Annotated in this window: 14 protein-coding genes; 8 read left to right on the top strand and 6 right to left on the bottom strand. The window is 70.8% G+C overall.

What is annotated here, in order from left to right:
• The first annotated feature begins 107 nt into the window (after nt 1-107).
• The 5 genes from CP978_RS23395 (at nt 108) to glgB (ending at nt 9,190) form a co-directional block, all read left to right on the top strand.
• Nucleotides 108-1,310, top strand: coding sequence for a S8 family peptidase (locus CP978_RS23395; protein ID WP_043444005.1), 1,203 nt, complete (start codon nt 108-110; stop codon nt 1,308-1,310).
• 326 nt (nt 1,311-1,636) lie between these two features.
• On the top strand, nt 1,637-3,769 hold the full coding sequence (locus tag CP978_RS23390; RefSeq protein ID WP_043444004.1) for an alpha-1,4-glucan--maltose-1-phosphate maltosyltransferase: 2,133 nt from the start codon (nt 1,637-1,639) through the stop codon (nt 3,767-3,769).
• On the top strand, nt 3,766-5,466 hold the full coding sequence (treS, locus tag CP978_RS23385; protein WP_043444003.1) for a maltose alpha-D-glucosyltransferase: 1,701 nt from the start codon (nt 3,766-3,768) through the stop codon (nt 5,464-5,466). Before CP978_RS23390 ends, treS begins: the two co-directional genes overlap by 4 nt.
• 26 nt (nt 5,467-5,492) lie before the next feature.
• A complete protein-coding gene (locus CP978_RS35780) occupies nt 5,493-6,890 on the top strand; it encodes a maltokinase N-terminal cap-like domain-containing protein (protein WP_052454250.1) in 1,398 nt (465 codons plus the stop codon).
• Nucleotides 6,891-6,919: 29 nt separating this feature from the next.
• On the top strand, nt 6,920-9,190 hold the full coding sequence (gene glgB / locus CP978_RS23380; RefSeq protein WP_376697955.1) for a 1,4-alpha-glucan branching enzyme: 2,271 nt from the start codon (nt 6,920-6,922) through the stop codon (nt 9,188-9,190).
• 56 nt (nt 9,191-9,246) lie between these two features.
• Here glgB and CP978_RS23375 read toward each other — a convergent pair whose 3' ends face one another.
• From CP978_RS23375 to CP978_RS23360, 4 genes are all read right to left on the bottom strand, one after another.
• Nucleotides 9,247-11,517 (bottom strand): HelD family protein, encoded by a 2,271-nt coding sequence (locus CP978_RS23375; protein ID WP_079162273.1) that lies wholly within the window; start codon nt 11,515-11,517, stop codon nt 9,247-9,249.
• A 128-nt stretch (nt 11,518-11,645) separates the two neighbouring features.
• A complete protein-coding gene (locus CP978_RS23370; protein WP_043444002.1) occupies nt 11,646-11,978 on the bottom strand; it encodes a thioredoxin family protein in 333 nt (110 codons plus the stop codon).
• Nucleotides 11,978-12,403: a MerR family transcriptional regulator gene (locus tag CP978_RS23365; protein WP_043449335.1), complete on the bottom strand. Its 426-nt coding sequence runs from the start codon at nt 12,401-12,403 to the stop codon at nt 11,978-11,980. The genes CP978_RS23370 and CP978_RS23365 overlap by 1 nt, the downstream gene beginning before the upstream one ends.
• Nucleotides 12,404-12,491: 88 nt before the next feature.
• Nucleotides 12,492-14,168 carry an MFS transporter gene (locus tag CP978_RS23360; RefSeq protein ID WP_043444001.1) on the bottom strand — a complete coding sequence of 559 codons (1,677 nt, stop codon included), beginning with the start codon at nt 14,166-14,168 and terminating at the stop codon, nt 12,492-12,494.
• 191 nt (nt 14,169-14,359) lie between these two features.
• Here CP978_RS23360 and CP978_RS23355 point away from each other — a divergent pair, with 191 nt between their 5' ends.
• Nucleotides 14,360-14,977, top strand: coding sequence for a TetR/AcrR family transcriptional regulator (locus CP978_RS23355; RefSeq protein WP_043444000.1), 618 nt, complete (start codon nt 14,360-14,362; stop codon nt 14,975-14,977).
• A 193-nt stretch (nt 14,978-15,170) separates the two neighbouring features.
• Here CP978_RS23355 and CP978_RS23350 read toward each other — a convergent pair whose 3' ends face one another.
• Nucleotides 15,171-16,544, bottom strand: a complete 1,374-nt coding sequence (locus tag CP978_RS23350) for a cation:dicarboxylate symporter family transporter (protein WP_043443999.1) — start codon at nt 16,542-16,544, stop codon at nt 15,171-15,173.
• A 214-nt stretch (nt 16,545-16,758) separates the two neighbouring features.
• Here CP978_RS23350 and CP978_RS23345 point away from each other — a divergent pair, with 214 nt between their 5' ends.
• On the top strand, nt 16,759-18,450 hold the full coding sequence (locus CP978_RS23345; RefSeq protein ID WP_043443998.1) for a sensor histidine kinase: 1,692 nt from the start codon (nt 16,759-16,761) through the stop codon (nt 18,448-18,450).
• A gap of 31 nt (nt 18,451-18,481) precedes the next feature.
• Nucleotides 18,482-19,174 carry a response regulator gene (locus CP978_RS23340; RefSeq protein WP_043443996.1) on the top strand — a complete coding sequence of 231 codons (693 nt, stop codon included), beginning with the start codon at nt 18,482-18,484 and terminating at the stop codon, nt 19,172-19,174.
• A 45-nt stretch (nt 19,175-19,219) separates the two neighbouring features.
• Here CP978_RS23340 and CP978_RS23335 read toward each other — a convergent pair whose 3' ends face one another.
• A complete protein-coding gene (locus tag CP978_RS23335; RefSeq protein WP_043443994.1) occupies nt 19,220-20,245 on the bottom strand; it encodes an ATP-dependent 6-phosphofructokinase in 1,026 nt (341 codons plus the stop codon).
• Between the last annotated feature and the right edge of the window lie 205 nt (nt 20,246-20,450).

Genomic DNA, 20,450 nt, shown 5'->3' with positions numbered 1-20,450 from the left:
GGTTCACACCGCACGAGACGCTGCCCAGTGGCGTACGGGCCGGCGGACGGTCCGGGCACGGACGGGTCCATGGCCCGTCCCGCCGAGCCGAGGAGGGGGGACTCACGTTGGCACGGAGGAGACACACGCGCCCGCGTCTGCCGGGCTTCTTCACCGTGGTCGCCATGGTCGCGGCGCTCACCGCCCTCGGTCCGCCCGCGCGGGCGGCCCCGGAAGGGGTCGTCCTCGGCGCCGGGAGCCCCGGCGCGGTCAAGGGGAGCTTCATCGTCACGCTCAAGGGGGGAACCCGGGCCCCGGCGGGCTCCGGCAAGGACATCGCCGAGCGGTACGGGGCGGAAATCAGCCACACCTACCGGACCGCGCTCAACGGATTCGCGGTGCGGCTCGACGAGCACCAGGCCCGGCGCCTCGCGGCGGACCCCCGGGTGGCCTCGGTCGCCCAGGACACCAGGGTCGCGCTGGACCGCACCCAGAGGAACCCACCGTCCTGGGGCCTCGACCGCATCGACCAGCCGGATGCCCCACTGGACCGGGGTTACTCCTGGCCCGGGTCGGGGGGCGGGGGCGTCACGGTGTACGTCATCGACACCGGTGTCCGCATCTCCCACCGTGACTTCGGCGGCCGGGCGCGCTACGGCTGGGACTTCGTGGACGGCGACCGCACGGCGTCCGACGGCAACGGGCACGGCACGCATGTGGCCGGAACCATCGCGGGCACCCGGTACGGGGTCGCCAAACGGGCCGAGGTCGTATCCGTGCGCGTCCTGGACGACAACGGCGCGGGCACCACCGCCCGGCTCATCGCGGGCATCGACTGGGTGACCGCGCACGCCAGGAAGCCGGCGGTGGCGAATCTGAGTCTGGGCGGCCCCCCGAACGCCCAGTTGGACGCGGCCGTACGCAACTCCATCGCGTCCGGGGTCACTTATGTGGTGGCCGCGGGCAACGGCGGCCGTCTCGCGGGGCTCTACTCCCCCGGGCGGGTCCCCGAGGCCATCACGGTCGGCGCAGGGGACCGGGGGGACACCCGGGCCCCCTTCTCCAACTGGGGCCCGGCCGTTGACCTGTTCGCCCCCGGTGTGGCGATCACCTCCGACGCCTCCACCGATGACACCGCCACGGCCACCTTCTCCGGCACCTCGATGGCGACCCCGCATGTCACGGGCGCGGCCGCGCTCCATCTCGCCGGCCACCCCCATGCCACCCCGGCGCAGGTGAGCCGGGCGCTGGTGCGGAAGGCCGCCGCGGGGAGGGTCAAGCACCCGGGCACCGGATCACCGAACCGGCTGCTCCAGGTCGGCGGCCTCTGACCCCGGCCGGGCGTCCGCATCCGTCCGTGCATGGACGAGACCCGAGGGCGGCACCGTCCGCCTGACGGAAAATCAACCAGACGCGCGTAAACAAGATTTAACCGGACACGCGTACTCTTATCGGCCTCACCCTCATGGGTGGGGCCGGCCCCTTTCCGCCGCCGCGGATGCGGCCGGTCTTGAACGTAGACATACGCGCGAGTAGTCACCAAAGTACCGGAATGCCCACCCGTACCGGATGGGCAGGCTGTCCACGGCAGCCCCGCCGGCCCCCGCCTTCCGACACCCCCATCCGCCCATCGACGTCGACGCGGACAGGAGCGGTCATGCGCCCGATCCCTCATTCATCGGCACCCCCGGCAACCGGCACCGTCGCCTCCCCCTCGGGGAAGGCCGACGCCTCGCCCCGCACCCCGCGGACACCCTCCGCGAGCGCGGGCCCCCCTGCGGCACCGACGGCCCCGGCGGCCGTACCCACCCTCGGGCGGATCCCCGTCCTCGATGTACGCCCCCTCGTCCACCAGGGGCGCCGCCCCGCCAAGGCGGTGGTGGACGAGGAGTTCGAGATCTCCGCCACGGTCTTCGGCGAGGGACATGAGGCGATCGGCGCCGATGTCGTACTCCGGGACCCCGAGGGCCACGCCGGGCCCTGGACCCCGATGCGCGAACTCGCGCCCGGCACCGACCGCTGGGGCGCCACCGTCTCCGTACCGGCCGAGGGCCGCTGGACCTACTCCGTCCGGGCCTGGAAGGACCCGCTCACCACCTGGCGCCAGGAGGCGGAGATCAAGATCCCGGCGGGCATCGACACCGAACTGGTCCTGGAGGAGGGCGCACGTCTCCACGAACGCGCCGCGTCCGGCGTCCCGGAGGACGGGGGCCGGCGGGAGGTGCTCCGCGCCGCGATCGAAGCCCTGCGCGACACCGGACGCCCGGCCTCCTCCCGACTGGCGGCGGTGTCGGCGCCGGGGGTGGTGGAGGTGTTGGCGCGGTTTCCGTTGCGTGTGGGGGTGTCGTGGTCGGGGGTGTTGCCGTTGGTGGTGGAGCGGGAGCGGGCGTTGTTCGGGTCCTGGTACGAGTTCTTTCCGCGTTCGGAGGGGACGGTGGGGTGTCCGCACGGGTCGTTGCGTTCGGCGGCGCGGCGGTTGCCGGTGATCGCGGGGATGGGTTTTGACGTGGTGTATCTGCCGCCGGTGCATCCGATCGGGTCGACGTTTCGTAAAGGGCCGGAGGGTGTGTTGTCGGCGGGGGTGGGGGATGTGGGGGTGCCGTGGGCGGTGGGGTCGTCGGAGGGGGGTCATGACGCGGTGCATCCGGAGTTGGGGACGGTGGAGGATTTCGGGTGGTTCGTGGGACGGGCGCGGTCGTTGGGGCTTGAGGTGGCGCTGGATTTCGCGTTGCAGTGTTCTCCGGATCATCCGTGGGTGGAGAAGCATCCGGAGTGGTTCCGGCGTCGTGCGGACGGGTCGGTGGCGTTCGCGGAGAATCCGCCGAAGAAGTATCAGGACATTTATCCGGTGTTCTTCGATACGGATTTCGAGGGGCTGGTGGCGGAGTGTGTGCGGGTGCTGCGGTTCTGGATGGGTTTGGGGGTGCGGATCTTTAGGGTGGACAATCCGCACACGAAGCCGGTGGTGTTCTGGGAGCGGGTGATCGGGGAGATCAACCGGGTGGATCCGGATGTGGTGTTCCTGGCGGAGGCGTTCACGCGTCCGGCGGTGATGCGGGCGCTGGCGGCGGTGGGGTTCCAGCAGTCCTACACGTATTTCACGTGGCGGAACACGAAGCGGGAGCTGACGGAGTATCTGGGGGAGCTGACGGGTGAGACGGCGGCGTATATGCGGCCGAATCTGTTTGTGAACACGCCGGACATCCTGCACGCGTATCTGCAGCACGGTGGGCGCCCGGCGTTCGAGGTGCGGGCGGTGCTGGCGGCGACGCTGTCCCCGTCGTGGGGCATGTACTCGGGTTTCGAACTGTGCGAGAACGAGCCTCTGCATGAGGGGAGTGAGGAGTATCTGCACTCGGAGAAGTACCAGTTGCGGCCCCGCGACTGGGAGGCGGCCGAGCGTGAGGGGCGCAGCATCACAGGGTTGGTGACGCGGCTGAACGAGGTGCGGCGGGCCAGTCCGGCACTGCGGCGGCTGCGGAATCTGCATTTTCATGACGCGGACAACGATCAGGTCATCGCCTACAGCAAGTGTTCGGGTTCGAACACGGTTGTGGTGGTCGTGAATCTGGATCCGTGCCATACCCAGGAGGCGACGGTGTCGTTGGACATGCCGCGGCTCGGGCTGGGTTGGCACGAGTCGGTGCCGGTGCGTGATGAGCTCACCGGTGTCACCTATCACTGGGGCAGGGCCAACTATGTGCGTCTGTCGCCGGGCGTTGCTCCCGCGCACGTGCTGACCGTTCTGCGACCGTCTGCACCGCGAACCGGAGGGTCACCCACACGATGATCGTCAACGAGCCCGTCCCGGACACCTTCGAGGACACTCCCGTGGCGGAGCGGGATCCGGAGTGGTTCAAGCGTGCCGTGTTCTACGAGGTCCTGGTGCGCTCGTTCCAGGACAGTGACGGGGACGGGGTGGGGGATCTGAAGGGGCTGACCGCGAAGCTGGACTATCTGCAGTGGCTGGGTGTCGACTGCCTGTGGCTGCCTCCCTTCTTCCGGTCGCCGCTGCGGGACGGCGGCTACGACGTGTCCGACTACACGGCGGTGCTGCCGGAGTTCGGGGATCTCGCGGATTTCGTGGAGTTCGTGGACGCCGCCCACCAGCGGGGCATGCGGGTGATCATCGATTTCGTGATGAACCACACCAGTGACCAGCATCCGTGGTTCCAGCAGTCCCGCACCGACCCGACCGGCCCCTACGGCGACTACTACGTGTGGGCGGACGACGACAAACAGTATGGGCAGGCGCGGGTCATCTTCGTGGACACCGAGGCCTCCAACTGGACGTTCGACCCGGTGCGCCAGCAGTACTACTGGCACCGTTTCTTCTCCCACCAGCCGGATCTGAACTACGACAACCCGGCCGTGCAGGAGGAGATCCTGGCCGCGTTGAGGTTCTGGCTCGATCTGGGCATCGACGGTTTCCGGCTGGACGCGGTCCCCTACCTCTACCAGCAGGAAGGCACCTGCTGCGAGAACCTGCCCGCCACCCACACCTTCCTCAAAAGGGTCCGCAAGGAGATCGACGCCCACTACCCCGACACCGTCCTGCTGGCGGAGGCCAACCAGTGGCCCGAGGACGTCGTCGACTACTTCGGCGACTATCCCAGCGGCGGCGACGAATGCCATATGGCGTTCCACTTCCCCGTCATGCCCCGCATCTTCATGGCCGTGCGCCGTGAATCGGCGCATCCCGTCTCGGAGATCCTCGCCAAGACCCCCCAGATCCCCGCCCACTGCCAGTGGGGCATCTTCCTGCGCAACCACGACGAGCTGACCCTGGAGATGGTCACCGACGAGGAACGCGACTACATGTGGGCCGAATACGCCAAAGACCCCCGCATGCGCGCCAACATCGGCATCCGCCGCCGTCTGGCACCGCTGCTGGACAACGACCGCAACCAGATCGAACTGTTCACCGCGCTGCTGCTGTCCCTGCCCGGCTCCCCGATCCTCTACTACGGAGACGAGATCGGCATGGGCGACAACATCTGGCTCGGCGACCGCGACGCCGTGCGCACACCGATGCAGTGGACCCCGGACCGCAACGCGGGTTTCTCCTCCTGCGACCCCGGCCGTCTCTACCTGCCCACGATCATGGACCCGGTCCACGGCTACCAGGTCACCAACGTCGAGGCCTCGATGTCCTCCCCGTCGTCCCTGCTGCACTGGACCCGCCGGATGATCGAGATCCGCAAACAGAACCCCGCGTTCGGGCTCGGCTCCTACACCGAGCTGGTCTCCTCCAACCCGGCCGTCCTGGCGTTCCTGCGTGAGTACAAGGACGACCTGGTGATGTGTGTCCACAACTTCTCCCGTTTCGCCCAGCCCACCGAACTCGACCTGACCCGCTTCCACGGCCGCCACCCCGTCGAACTCATCGGCCAGGTCCGCTTCCCACCCATCGGCGACCTCCCCTACCTCCTCACCCTCGCCGGCCACGGCTTCTACTGGTTCCGACTCCGCAAGGACGTCGCCTAGGGCCGCTCCGGGAAAGGACGCACGCCATGTCGGATGCCGTCGCCCGTGCCGCCGCCCACCCCGGTCTTCTCGCGTCCCTAGAACCCCTGCTGCGGGAGTGGCTGCCGCGCCAACGCTGGTTCGCGGGCAAGGGCCGCCCGGTCACCGGGTTCTCTCTGGTGGCGGCCACCGAACTGCTGCCGCCCGGGGGCTCGTCGGCGCTGCTCCATCTGCTGGTACGGGCCCATCAGCCGGAGATCCCCGCCCAGGGCGGTGCGGTACACCCCGGGGACTGCTACCAATTGCTGACCGGGGTGCGCGAGACGCTGCCGCCACGGCTGGCGCCCGCCCTCATCGGCCGCCCCCAGGTGGGCCCGCTGGCGGGACGGACGGTGTACGAGGGGCTGTCCGACCCCCGGGCGTCGGCGGTCCTTCTGGAGGCGATCCGCGCCAGGGCCCGTATCGGCCGCCTCCGCTTCGAGGGCGACGCACGGCAGCCGATAAGAGAGGGCCTGGTACCGCGGCGGATGACCTCGGAGCAGTCCAACTCCTCGGTCGTCTACGGGGACACGTTCGTCTTCAAGCTGTTGCGGCGGATCGTGCCCGGCACCCATCCCGAACTGGAGCTTCCGCTGGCACTGGCCCATGAGGGCTGTCCCCGGGTGCCCCCGCCGGCCGGCTGGCTGCTCGCCGATCCCGACGGCCCGGGCGAGGCGTATGTCCTGGGCGTGCTCCAGCCCTATGTGCGGGGCGCGACCGACGGCTGGGAGCTGGCGCTGCGCGAGCTGGCCAAGAGCGAGGACTTCACCCCGAAGGCACGGGCACTGGGGCGGGCCACCGCCGAGGTGCACGGGGCACTCGCCCTGGCCCTTCCCACGGTCACCCTGGAGCAGCACCGCTTACGTCTGCTGGCCGAGGGCATGACCGAGCGACTCGACACGGCGGCAGGAGCGGTGCCCGCGCTGCGGCCGTACGCGCCGGGGCTGCGGTCCGCGTTCCGGGCACTGGCCGGCCTGGCCGCCGAGGGGCGCACCTGGACCGCCCAGCGCATCCATGGAGATCTCCATCTGGGCCAGTGCCTTCGCTCACCGTCCGGGGCCTGGTCGCTGATCGACTTCGAGGGCGAGCCGTCGAAGCCGCTGGCCGAACGCCGTATGCCTCAGCCGACACTGCGGGACATCGCGGGCATGCTCCGCTCCTTCGACTACGCGGCGCACTCGGTCACCCCGCCGGCGACGCGCTGGGCCGACGCCTGCCGGGCCGCGTACTGCTCCGGGTATGCGGAGGTCGCGGGGCGCGATCCGCGTACCGAACCGGTGCTGCTGCGGGCGTACGAGACGGACAAGGCCGTCTACGAGGTCCTCTACGAGGCCCGCCACCGCCCCGACTGGCTTCCGGTGCCGCTGGCGGCGATACGCCGACTGGCCGCCGGCGCCGCAGCGTGATCCGTCCCCGTGCCGAGGAGGTTCCGTCCGTGACCGCCCGCCCTTCGTCCGACGACAGCGCGCACCAGCACGACGACGGTCCGGCAACCGCCGGGAACCGGGAGCAGAAGGCCGTGCGCGAGCCGGCGGGCCCCTCCCCCGCCGTCGGCGCCGACGACCGGGAGCGGCTGCTGACGGGCACCCACCATGACCCTCATACGGTGCTCGGCGCCCACCCGGTGCCCGACGGGGTGGCCTTCCGGGCCTTCCGGCCGTACGCGCTGTCCGTCACCGTCGTCGCCGGGCCCCTGCGGGCCGAGCTGCGTCATGACAGTGACGGCTTCTTCTCGGGGCTGCTGCCGCTGCGCGAGGTCCCCGAGTACCGGCTTCTGGTGGCCTACGAAGGAACCGTCCAGGACACCGAGGACGCCTACGGTTTTCTGCCCACGCTCGGCGCGTTCGATCTGCATCTGATCGCCGAGGGACGCCACGAGCAGCTGTGGAAGGTGCTCGGCGCCCACCCGATGACCCACCAGGGGGCGACCGGCACCCGTTTCTCGGTATGGGCGCCGAACGCACGGGGCGTGCGCCTGGCCGGAGGCTTCAACTTCTGGGACGGTCGTACGTATCCGATGCGTTCGCTGGGTTCCAGCGGGGTGTGGGAGCTGTTCGTGCCCGGGCTGGGGCCCGGCACGCTCTACAAGTTCGAGATCACCCGCCCCGACGGCACCCACACCCTGCGGGCGGACCCGATGGCGCGCCGTACCGAGGTTCCGCCGGCGACCGCGTCGATCGTCACGGAGTCGGCCTACGCCTGGCGCGATACGGAATGGATGAGCGGGCGTGGTGATGTTGCGGTGTGTCGGGCGCCGTTGTCGGTGTACGAGGTGCATCTGCCGTCCTGGCGGCCGGGGCTGACCTACCGGCAGCTGGCGGAGCAGCTGCCCGGGTATGTGAGGGATCTGGGGTTCACCCATGTGGAGCTGATGCCGCTGGCGGAGCATCCCTTCGGCGGGTCGTGGGGCTATCAGGTCACCGGGTTCTATGCGCCCACCGCGCGGCTGGGCACTCCCGACGACTTCCGGTTCCTGGTCGACGCGCTGCACCGGGCGGGGATCGGGGTGCTGCTGGACTGGGTGCCGGCCCACTTCCCCCGCGACGACTGGGCACTGGCCCAGTTCGACGGGCGCCCCCTGTACGAGCACCAGGACCCCCAACGCGCCGCCCACCCCGACTGGGGCACCCTGGAATTCGACCTGGGCCGCCGTGAGGTCCGCAACTTCCTGATCGCCAACGCCCTGTACTGGTGCGAGGAGTTCCACCTCGACGGCCTGCGCGTCGACGCCGTCGCCTCCATGCTCTACCTCGACTACTCACGCACCCCGGGCCGGTGGACCCCCAACATTCACGGCGGCAACGAGAACCTCGACGCCGTCGCCTTCCTCCAGGACCTGAACGCCACCCTCCACCGCCGCCACCCCGACGTCATCACCCTCGCCGAGGAATCCACCGCCTGGAACGGCGTCACCCGCCCCACCCACCACGGCGGCCTCGGCTTCGACCTCAAATGGAACATGGGCTGGATGCACGACTCCCTCACCTACCTGGCCCACAACCCCGTGCACCGCCGCCACCACCATCACCGGATGACCTTCTCCCTGACCTACGCCCACACCGAGCACTACATCCTGCCGCTCTCCCACGACGAAGTCGTCCACGGCAAACGGTCCCTGGTCTCCAAGATGCCCGGCGACTGGTGGCAGCAACGCGCCGACCACCGCGCCTACCTCGCCTACATGTGGGCCCACCCCGGCAAACAACTCCTCTTCATGGGACAGGAGTTCGCCCAGGCAACCGAATGGTCCCACACCCACGGCCCCGACTGGTGGCTCCTCGACCCCGCCCACCCCGCCGAACCCGACCACCGCGGCATCCGCGACCTCGTCCGCGACCTCAACACCCACTACCGCCACACCCCCGCCCTGTGGCAGAACGACACCGACCCCACCGGCTTCCACTGGATCACCGCCGACGCCGCCGACGACAACGTCCTCGCCTTCCTCCGCCACGACACCCACGGCACACCCCTCCTCGCCGTCTCCCACTTCTCCCCCGCCGTCCGCCACGACTACCGCCTCGGCGTCCCCGACCACCACCACACCTGGCACGAAACCCTCAACACCGACCACACCCGATACGGCGGCAGCAACATCCACAACCCCGAACCACTCACACCCGAACCCACCCCCTGCCACGGCCACACCACAAGCATCCGCCTGACCCTGCCACCCCTCGCCACCCTCTGGCTCCGCCCGGACTGAGCCGTCCCTCTCCCCCGGCCCCCGCGGAAGCAGGGGCCGGGGCGGGGCCCCGGGGATCAGGCGTGCGGTGCCAGCGCTTTCGGCAGCTTTCCGGTGTGCAGCACCCCCAGCCGCTGCGTCGCACGCGTCAGCGCCACATAGACGTCGCTGGTGCCGTACTTTCCGGGCTCCACGACCAGTACGGAGTCGAACTCCAGGCCCTTGGCCTGGCGGGGGTCGAGCAGCACGACGGTCCGGGTCAGATCGGGTTCGGCCCCGGCCTCGACCTCGTCCAGCCGGGCCGCCAGCGCCCGGTGCAGCTCGCGCGGGGCGATCACCGCCAGCCGGCCCTCGGCGGGGGTCAGTTCGGCGACCGCCCGGTGCACCGCGCCCGGCAGATCGTCGTCCACCTGGCGCACCCAGGGCCGTACCCCCGTGGAGCGCACCGAACTCGGCGGCTCGAAGTCCGGGTTCTCGGCCCGGACGACCGCCGCCGCCAGGTCCATGATCTCGGACGGGGTGCGGTAGTTGACACCGAGGCGGGTGTGCTCCCAGCGGTCCTCGACATACGGCGCCAGGATCCCCGACCAGGAGCCGACGCCGCCGGCCTCGGCCGTCTGCGCCGGGTCCCCGACCAGCGTCATCGCGCGGGTCGGGCTGCGCCGCATCAGCAGCCGCCACGCCATCGGCGAGAGTTCCTGCGCCTCGTCGACGATGATGTGCCCGAACGCCCAGGTGCGGTCACCCGCGGCGCGCTCGGCGGCACTGCGGTGGTCCGCCTCCTCCTGCCGCTCGGCGAACCGCTCCGCGTCGATGATGTCGTGTGCGGACAGGACCTCGGAGTCGTCGTCGTCCTTGTCCTCGAACTCATAGGTCCGCGACGCGTACGACACGTCCAGCACGCCCTGTGCGTAGGCGACCTGGGTCTCCCGCTCCCGCTCGGCACGTGCCCTGACCGTCCGCTCGTCATCGCCGAGCAGTTCGGCCGCCTCGTCCAGCAGCGGCACATCGGCGGTGGTCCAGGCGAGGGTCACCGGACGCCGTACGGCGTCCGCGTCCTCCTCGGACAGATATCCGTCCGGCTCGGCGAGGAAGTCCGCGACCAACCGCTCGGGGGTCAGCCGCGGCCACAGCTGGTCGATCGCCGACCAGACCTCGGGGTTGTCCGCCAGCTCGTCGCGGATCTGGGTGATGTCACTGGCGTCCAGGAGGTTGGAGCCGTCGTAGGGGTCCGTTCCGATGCGTTCGGCGACCATGTCGGTGAGCGTGTTGAGGACATGGCCCTCGAAGTGCTCGCGGGCCGCGTTGTGCGGCAGCCCCGCCGCACGGGTGCGCTCCCGTGCGACCTTCACCAGTCCGTCGTCGAGCATCAGGACCTCCCGGTCGTGCTCGACGGCGATCACCGGGTCGGGCAGCGCCTGACGGTCGGCCACGACGGCGGCAAGCACCTCGGCCATCTCGGCGCGGCCCTTCACGGCCGCGGCCCACGGGGTGTCGGCCTCGGACGCCCGCACCCCCGGGAACAGTTCGCCGACGGTCGCCAGCAGCACCCCGGTCTCGCCCAGCGAGGGCAGCACCTCGCCGATATAGCCGAGGAACGCCGGGTTCGGGCCGACGATCAGGACGGCACGGCGGGCGAGCAGCTCACGGTGTTCATAGAGGAGATAGGCCGCCCGGTGCAGGGCGACCGCCGTCTTGCCGGTGCCGGGACCTCCCTCCACCACCAGCACCCCCCGGTGGGGCGCGCGGATGATGCGGTCCTGGTCGGCCTGGATGGTCCCCACGATGTCGCTCATCCGGCCGGTACGGGCCGAGGTGAGCGAGGAGAGCAGCGCGGCGTCCCCGCTCGGGTCCTCGTGGCCGGTGCGCTCATGGTCGCTCAGGTCGAGGATCTCGTCGTGCAGGGAGGTCACCCGGCGCCCGTCGGTGCCGATGTGCCGGCGTCTGCGCAGACCCATCGGGGTGTGCCCGGTGGCCAGATAGAACGGACGGGCGACATCGGCCCGCCAGTCGATCAGAACCGGGGTGCGCTCCGCGTCCTCGGTGCGCAGCCCGATACGGCCGATGTGGTGGCTCTGCCCGGAGGCCAGGTCGATCCGGCCGAAGCAGAGCGACCCGTCCACCGCGTTCAGCGCGGCCAGCAGTCCCGAGCGTTCGGCGACGAGGATGTCCCGCTCCAACCGGGCCTGCATGGGCGTGTCGCCCTGCGCCAGCGCATCCGCGACGGAGGTCTCGGTGTCTCCGCGCAGCGCGTCCACCCGCGCATACAGCCCGTCGATGAATTCCTGCTCGTGCCGCAATTCATCGTCCGGAAATTCGGTGTTTGACAATTCCACTCCCGCCCGCATATACTGTCCTCAGTGAACTTCTCGCGACCCTATTCAGGCGAAGTCGCGAATCATTGAATATACGCAGAGAAATCCCCCGGGCGCAATTACCCGGGGGATTTTTGATGCGGGTGGCGTCGGAGCGCGCATCAGAGCACGTCGGAGAGCTCCTCGAGCAGCCGCCGCTTGGGCCGCGCCCCCACCATCGCCTTCACCGGCTCACCGTCGCGGAAGACCAGGAAGGTCGGCATCGACAGCACCTTGTAGGCATTGGTCGTCGCCGGATTGGTGTCCACATCCAGCTGAACCACCTTGAGCCGGCCCGCCTGCTCGGCGGCGAGTGCCCCGAGCACCGGCCCCATCTGCCGGCACGGCGGACACCAGTCGGCGGTGAACTCCACCAGCACGGGCAGCTCCGCCCCGATCACCTCCGCCTCGAAGTTCCCGTCGGTCACCTCGGCCACATCCGTCGTCCCGCTCATCACTGCTGCCCTCCCAGTTCGCACACCGGTTCCGGACCGCCCGGAACCATCGCCTCGGCCGCCAGCGACTCCCGTGCCTGCTCCGCCCTCGCCAGCTGGTCACCTACCCGGGCGCGCACCTGCTGCAGCTCGCCGATCAGCGCGTCGAGCTCGTCCAGCTTGCGCCGGTAGACCGCGAGCGACGCCGGGCAGGAGTCGCCCTGCGGATGCCCGGCCCGCAGACACTCCACGAAGGGCCGGGTCTCCTCCAGCTCGAACCCGAAGTCCTGCAGCGTGCGGATCTGCCGCAGCAGCCGCAGATCACGCTCGTCGTAGGTGCGGTGCCCGTTGCCGGTGCGCCGCGCGGGCAGCAGCCCCCGAGATTCGTAGTACCGCAGCGTCCGGGTGGTGGTTCCGGCCCGCGCCGCCAGCTCGCCGATGCGCATGCTCACGACCGTAAACCTTGACGTCGACGTCAGGGCAATGGCGCCGGCCGGGCGGCCGTCCGGGCTCCGGGACGGATTCCCCGCGCGGTCAGCGGGTTCCGGCGGCTACGGGCTCCGGCTTCCGCTCCGGCTCCTCGGCCTCGGCCGGGCGCGCCCCGCGCGGGAGCAGCACCGCGACCAGCACCGTGCCGACGCCGAGGACCACCGCGCCGACCAGGCTGGTGTGAGCGACCGCGTCCGCGAAGGACGCGCCCACCGCGTCGGCCATCTGCCGGGCACCGTGCGCGAGCTGCTCGGCCTGCTCCTTCAGCGGGGCCGCCTGCCGGGGGTCCTGGGTGTGCGCGGCCTGCTCGGCGAGCTGCCGGGCCTTGTCGCCGATGCCCCGCGCCACCGCGTACCCGGCTCCCACCGAGTCCTGCGCGGTGGCCAGCGCGTCCCCCGGCAGCCCGGCGCCCGCCGTGGCGTCCGCCAGCCGCGAGGAGTACGAGCTCGCCAGCACGGATCCGAGGACGGCGATGCCGAGGGAGCCGCCGAGCTCCAGGGAGGTGTCGTTCACCGCGCCGCCGACGCCCAGCTCGGACTCCGGGAACGCCCCCATGATCGCGTCCGTGCAGGGCGAGAGCGCGAGACCGATCGCCAGACCCAGGATCACCAGGGGCAGCACGAAGTCGCCGTACGAGGACGCGGAGTCCACCCGGGTGAGCAGCGCGAGCGCCGCCGTGCCGCCCACCATGCCCGCGGTGACCGTGACCTTCATCCCGACCCGCGGGGTGAGGTATCCGGTCAGTGCCGAGCCCACGAACACCGCGCCGGCCAGCGGCAGCATCCGCACCCCGGTCTCCATGGCGTCGTAGCCGAGCACGAACTGCAGATGCTGGGTGAGGTAGTAGAAGGCGCCGAAGACCGCCAGGAAGAACAGCGCGACGGCGAGGTTGGAGCCCGCGAAGCGGCGGTCCCCGAAGCGGCGCACATCGAGCACGGGACGCGGATGGCGCAGCTCCCGGAGGAGGAACAGCACGAGCCCGACGCCCGCGACGACCGCCGCAGTGACCGCCTTGACGCCCCAGCCGAAGTGCGGCCCCTCGATGATCGTGTAGACCAGCGCGCCGACCCAGACCACGGAGAGCAGTCCGCCGACATGGTCGATCCGCTCGTGGTGCGCAGCCCGGGAGGGCGGCACCAGGACGAAGGAGGCGACGAGCGCGACCACGGCGATCGGCACATTGATCAGGAACGTGGACGACCAGCCGTGGTCCCTCAGCAGCGCCCCGGCGACGAGCGGTCCGGCCGCGATGGCGAGCCCGGCGGTGGCGGTCCACAGGGTGATCGCCTTGGCCCGCTCGGCGCGCGGGAAGGTGGCGGCGAGCAGCGAGAGCGTGGCGGGCATGATCAGCGCGGCGCCCGTCCCCATGACCGCGCGGGCCGCGATCACCGTGGCGGCGCTGTCGGCGAGGGAGCCGAAGACGGCCCCGCCCCCGAAGACGGCGAGCCCGAGGACCAGTGCGCCGCGCCGGCTGTACTTGTCGCCGATCGCTCCGAACAGCAGCATCAGCGCCGCGTACGGGACGGTGTAGCCGTCGATGACCCATTGCAGATCGGCGCTGGACAGGCCGAGGTCCTGCGTCATGTCGGGCGCGGCGACGGTGAGGGCGGTGTTCGCCATCACGATGATCAGCAGGCTCAGGCAGAGCACCAGCAGTGCCCACCAGCGCCGGGCGTAGGGCCGGTCCATCCTCTCGACCGGTTCCTTCATGACGAGACGCATGGGGCGGGGCCTTCCTCTTCTCCGGTGGTGCCGGTCACGTTCTCCGGTGGTGCCGGTCACGACGGCAGCCACTTGCACAGCGGCGTGCATTTGCACAACGATGTGCAATATAGAGAGTTGCACAGGGCTGTGCAAATGAAGGAGGTGAAGGCCCTGCGCGGACGTACGGGGGCCCGCGCGGGCCGTGCAGAATGGCAGCCATGACCACGGGTAGTGTCAGCCGGGCCGACGTCAACCGCCGCCGCATCCTGGAGGTCGCGCTCACCGAACTGCTGCGCGACCCCGATGCCTCCATGGACCAGATCGCCCGGGCCGCCGGTGTCGTACGGCGCACCGTGTACGGGCACTTCCCGAGCCGTGAGGCACTGATCAGCACGCTGGTCGACGGAGCCGTGGCGGCGGTGGCCGCGGCGCACCGGACCGGCAGCGAGGCGGCGGCGGACCCGGCCGAGGCGGTGGCCCGCTCCACCCTGGCGGTGTGGGAGGTCGCCGACCGTTACCGGATCCTGGTCGCGCTGGCCCAGCGCAGCGTCACCGTGCAGGGCATCCGGGACCGTCTCGCACCGGTCAGGGACGCCTGCGCCCGGACCCTGGCGCACGGTCTGGAGCAGGGGGTGTTCGTCTCACCGCTGCCGCCCCAGGTGCTGGCGTATCTGCATGAGCAGATGCTGTTCGCGCTGATGGAGACGGTGAACGAGGGGCTGCTGGGAACGCGGGAGGCGGGTCGTTCCGCCGCGGTCACCCTGCTCACCACGGCGGGCGTACCCGCCTCCCGGGCCACCGCGCTGGTGGCCGAACTGACCGACTGAGGCCCCCGATCCGGGAGCCGGGCCCCCACGACAACGCGGTCCGCCCCCGCTCCGGGAGCGGGGGCGGCATCATGACGCCGAGCGGTCGGGCCGTGGGGGGAGGGGGCCCGACCACTCGGCGTCATGACGGCGGGGAACCGGGCGGCTGAACGACGGGGGAGTGGACCAGCCGCCCGGAGTACGGGGTGCGGAATCAGGCGTGGGCCAGTTCCTTCTCTCCGCCCTGCCCGGACGGATCGGCCGGGGCGTGCTCGTCCAGCAGCGTGGTCTCGTCGAAGGGCAGCCGGCCCGAGAGCACCTCCTGGACGCGCTCCTTGTCGATCTCCTTCGTCCAGGTGCCGACCAGCACGGTGGCGACGGCGTTGCCGCCGAAGTTGGTCAGGGCGCGGGCCTCGCTCATGAAGCGGTCGATGCCGACGATCAGGCCGACGCCGTCGACCAGTGCGGGCTTGTGCGACTGCAGACCGCCGGCCAGCGTGGCGAGACCGGCGCCGCTGACACCCGCCGCACCCTTGGAGGCGACCAGCAGGAAGAGCAGCAGCGGGATCTGCTCGCCGACGGACATCGGTGTGCCCAGCGCATCGGCGATGTAGAGCGAGGCCATGGTCATATAGATCATGGTGCCGTCGAGGTTGAAGGAGTAGCCGGTCGGGACGGTGATGCCGACCACCGGCTTGCTGACGCCCAGGTGCTCCATCTTCGCGATGAGCCGCGGCAGCGCGGACTCGGACGAGGAGGTCGACAGGATCAGCAGGAACTCACGGCCCAGATACTTGAACAGCGCCAGCACATTGACGCCCGCGACGACCCTCAGCAGCGTTCCGAGCACCACGAACAGGAACAGCACACAGGTCACATAGAAGCCGAGCATCAGCACGGCCAGGCTCTTGAGCGCGTCCAGTCCCGCCGAGCCCACCACGGCGGCGATCGCACCGAAGGCACCGACCGGGGCGGCCCACATCACCATGGCGAGGACCCGGAAGACCAGCCGCTGGATGTGCTCGATGCCGCGCAGCACCGGGGCGCCGGCCGAGCCCATGGCCTGCAGCGCGAAGCCGGCGAGCAGCGCGACCAGCAGGGTCTGCAGGACCTGGCCCTCGGTGAAGGCGGAGACAAAGGTCGTCGGAATGATCGAGAGCACGAAGTCGACCGGCGGCAGCGCGTCGGACGACACCTGGGCCTGGCCCGTCTGCTTGATCGCGTCCGTCAGATGGAGGCCGTCACCGGGGTGCAGCACATTGCCGACGACCAGACCGATGGCCAGCGCGACCAGGGACATCACCAGGAAGTAGCCGAGTGCGATACCGCCGACCGCGCCCACCTTGGCGGCCTTGCGCACCGAGCCGATGCCCAGCACGATCGTGCAGAAGATGATCGGCGAGATCATCATCTTGATCAGGTTCACAAAGCCCGTGCCGAGCGGCTTGAACTCGATCGCGACATCGGGTGCGAGCAGACCCACGGCTATGCCCAGCACCACCGCGGCGATCACCGCGATGTAGAGATAGTGCGTACGGTCCCGCTTGACCGCCGGTGCGGCGGATGCCGCCGGGGATGTGCCGGCCACGGTTGACCTCCTTGAGACGACGTCGGCTCGTTCCGGCGTGCGGCTCACGTCCGGGAAAGGGCGGGAGGCGTGCTCCCGGCGTCCCGGGAGGCGTGGCGCGTCTCCCGGGGGATGCGGTGACTATCTCCCGGCATGTGAGGGCGGTCACCCTTCCGTTCATTGAGTTCACGCCTTTCTTTAGCCCGCGCTTATACCGCGGGAGAGACTGTGCGGCATGCCCATGCCCCGTCTTCCCGGACCCCGCAGCCTGGCCGGCCAGCTCTTCGCGATGCAGGCCGTGCTGATCGCGGTGATCGTCACCGGGTACGCGCTGTTCACCTATGTCAGCGATCACCGCCAGGCCGGGCAGGCGGCCGGCCGCCAGGCCATGGCGGTGGCCCGCTCGATCGCGGACGCGCCCTCGGTGCGGCAGGCCGTCGCCACCGCCGATCCGACGGCGCGGCTCCAGCCCTACGCCCTCCGGGTGCAGCGGGACACCGGCGTGGACTTCGTCACGATCATGAACCCGGAGGGGATCCGCTGGACCCATCCCGACACCGGCCAGATCGGCAGGCGTTTCCTCGGCCATATCGCCCGCGCCCAGGCCGGCGAGTCCTTCACCGAGACCTACACCGGCACCCTCGGCCCGTCCGTCCGCGCCGTCACCCCCATCGAGGACGACGGCGAGATCATCGGGCTGGTGAGCGCGGGCATACGGGTCGAGGCCATCAGCGAGCGGCTCCAGGACCAGGTGACCGCGCTGCTCGGGGTGGCCGGCGGCGCGCTGGTGCTGGGCGCGATCGGCACCTATGTGATCAACGCCCGGCTGCGCCGCTCCACCCACGGGATGAACGCCACCGAGCTGAGCCGGATGCACGACTACCACCAGGCCGCACTGCACGCCGTGCGCGAGGGTCTGCTGATGCTGGACGGCGGGTTCCGGGTGGCGCTGATCAACGACGGCGGCCGGGAGCTGCTCGGGGTGAGCGGAGAGGTGGTGGGCCGCTCGGTGGCGGACCTGGGTCTGCCGGGCCCGCTGACGGGTGCGCTGCTGTCCTCCGCGTCACGGGTGGACGAGGTCCATCTGACGGGGACCCGCGTCCTGGTGGTGAACACCTCCCCGGTCTCCGGCGGCGAACGCCGGGGCGCCGTGGTCACCCTCCGCGATGTGACCGAACTCCAGTCCCTGACGGGCGAGCTGGACTCGGAGCGCGGCTTCACCCAGGCGCTGCGCTCCCAGGCCCATGAGGCGGCGAACCGGCTGCACACGGTGGTCTCGCTGATCGAACTGGGCCGCACGGACGAGGCCGTCGACTTCGCCACGGCCGAACTGGAACTGGCGCAGGCCCTGACGGACCAGGTGGTCGCGGCGGTCGACGAGCCGGTGCTCGCGGCCCTGTTGCTCGGCAAGGCGGCCCAGGCCAACGAGCGGGGCGTGGAGTTCGTGGTGGCGGAGGACAGCCGTATCGACGACCGGCTGCTGCCGCCCTCGCTACCGGCCCGCGATCTGGTGACGATCCTGGGCAATCTGATCGACAATGCGATGGACGCCGCGGCGGGGGGCCCGGCGGGCGCACGGGTGACGGTGACCGCGTACACCGACGACGCTGACGGCGCCGACGACACGAACGGCTCGGGCCTGGTGCTGCGGGTCGCCGACACGGGGGCGGGTGTGGATCCGGCGCACGCCGAGGCGGTGTTCGAACGGGGGTGGTCGACCAAGTCCACGACCGCTCCCGGCGGCCGGGGTCTCGGCCTCGCCCTGGTCCGTCAGACGGTACGGCGTCACCGGGGCACCCTGACCGTGTCGGAGGCGGCCGGGGGCGGGGCGGAATTCGAGGCGAGAGTGCCGTTGCCTACCGTGGACGCTGCCGCTCCGGCCGAGCCGACCTCGCCGGGAGCCGAGAGCCGTTCCGTCCGGGGGTGACATATGAGAGGTGACGCATGAGAGGTGACGCATGACCGAGGCCATCCGCGTCCTGGTCGTGGAGGACGACCCGGTGGCCGCCGCCGCACACATCCTGTACGTCGGCCGGGTCCCGGGCTTCACGGCCGTAGGAAAGGCGCAGACCGGCGCGGAGGCGCGACGCCTGCTGGAGCGCACCCCGGTGGATCTGCTGCTCCTGGATCTGCATCTGCCGGATGTGCACGGGCTGAAGCTGGCCCGCTCGCTGCGGGCGGCCGGACATCACGCGGACGTCATAGCGGTGACCTCCGCCCGGGATCTCGCGGTCGTCCGGGAGGGTGTCTCCCTGGGCGTCGTCCAGTACGTGCTGAAACCGTTCACCTTCGCGACCCTGCGGGACCGTCTGGTGCGCTACGCGGAGTACCGCGCGACGGTGGGCGAGGCCAGCGGCCAGGACGAGGTGGACCGCGCCCTGGCCACCCTGCGGGCACCGGCACCCTCGGCCCTGCCGAAGGGCCTGAGCGCGCCGACCCTGGAGCGGGTGACCGGGGCGTTGCGGGACCGCGGGACGGGGCTCACGGCGGCCGGCGTCGCCGAGACCGTGGGGATCTCCCGGATCACGGCCCGGCGGTATCTGGAGCATCTGGTGGAGACGGGCCGGGCCGAGCGGCACCCGCAGTACGGGCAGGTGGGGCGGCCCGAGCTGGTGTACCGGTGGGTCCGGCGCGCGGAGCGGGGACACTGAGGGACGCCTCGCGGGTCCCCGGGCACCGGCACAGGGGGGACGCCCCTAGAACACCGACTCCGTCTCGTCCATCCGGTCCTTCGGAACGGTCTTCAGCTCGGTGACCGCCTCCGCCAGCGGCACCATCACCACATCGGTGCCGCGCAGCGCCGTCATCATGCCGAACTCGCCGCGGTGCGCCGCCTCGATCGCATGCCAGCCGAAGCGCGTGGCCAGCACCCGGTCGTAGGCGGTCGGCGTGCCGCCGCGCTGCACATGCCCGAGGATGACCGGCTTGGCCTCCTTGCCGAGCCGCCGCTCCAGCTCGTACGCCAGTGCGGTGCCGATGCCCTGGAAGCGCTCATGGCCGTACTGGTCGATCGCGCCCTTGCCGTAGTCCATGGTGCCCTCGGCGGGGTGCGCGCCCTCAGCGACGCAGATCACCGCGAACTTCTTGCCGCGGGCGAAGCGCTCCTCGACCATCTTGACCAGGTCGGTGGGGTCGAAGGGGCGCTCCGGCAGGCAGATGCCGTGGGCGCCGGCCGCCATGCCCGACTCCAGCGCGATCCAGCCCGCGTGGCGGCCCATGACCTCCACCACCATGACCCGCTGATGGGACTCGGCCGTCGTCTTCAGCCGGTCCATCGCCTCGGTGGCCACGGTCACCGCCGTGTCGAAGCCGAAGGTGCGGTCCGTGGAGGAGATGTCGTTGTCGATCGTCTTGGGGACGCCGACCACCGGAAGGCCCGCGTCCGAGAGCATGCGGGCCGCGGTCAGGGTGCCCTCGCCGCCGATCGGGATCAGGGCGTCGATGCCGAAGTCGCGGATCATGTCCGACGCGTTCTCACAGGCCTCGCGCAGCCGGTCGCGCTCCAGACGGGAGGAACCGAGGATGGTGCCGCCGCGGGCCAGGATGCCGCTGACGCCGTCGAGGTCGAGCGAGCGGTAGTTGCCTTCGAGCAGACCCCGGTAACCGTCCTCGAAGCCGATCACCTCGTCGCCGTACTGCGCCACCGCGCGGTGCACGACCGATCGGATCACTGCGTTCAGGCCCGGGCAGTCGCCGCCTGCGGTGAGTACTCCGATGCGCATCGTGCTGTGTCTCCTGCTCGCTGTCGGTACCGGTGAGCCAATCCGATTGTTCCACGCCTCACAGGCGACCGTCGCCCCCCTGCCCCGTCGCTCCCGTCCACCCCTCGTTCCCCGTGCGTCCGCCCCCTCCGTCCGCCCTCCCGATCCCCCTGGATCCCGGGGTCCTGGGGGGCGGCGTGACCAGCCCCGGAGGTATCGTCAAGGG

Origin of the sequence: Streptomyces nodosus, from assembly GCF_008704995.1 — a bacterium.
Classification (GTDB): Bacteria; Actinomycetota; Actinomycetes; order Streptomycetales; family Streptomycetaceae; genus Streptomyces; species Streptomyces nodosus.
The sequence above is the reverse complement of the archived record's forward strand: the minus strand, read 5'-3'. Positions and strand labels throughout refer to the sequence as shown.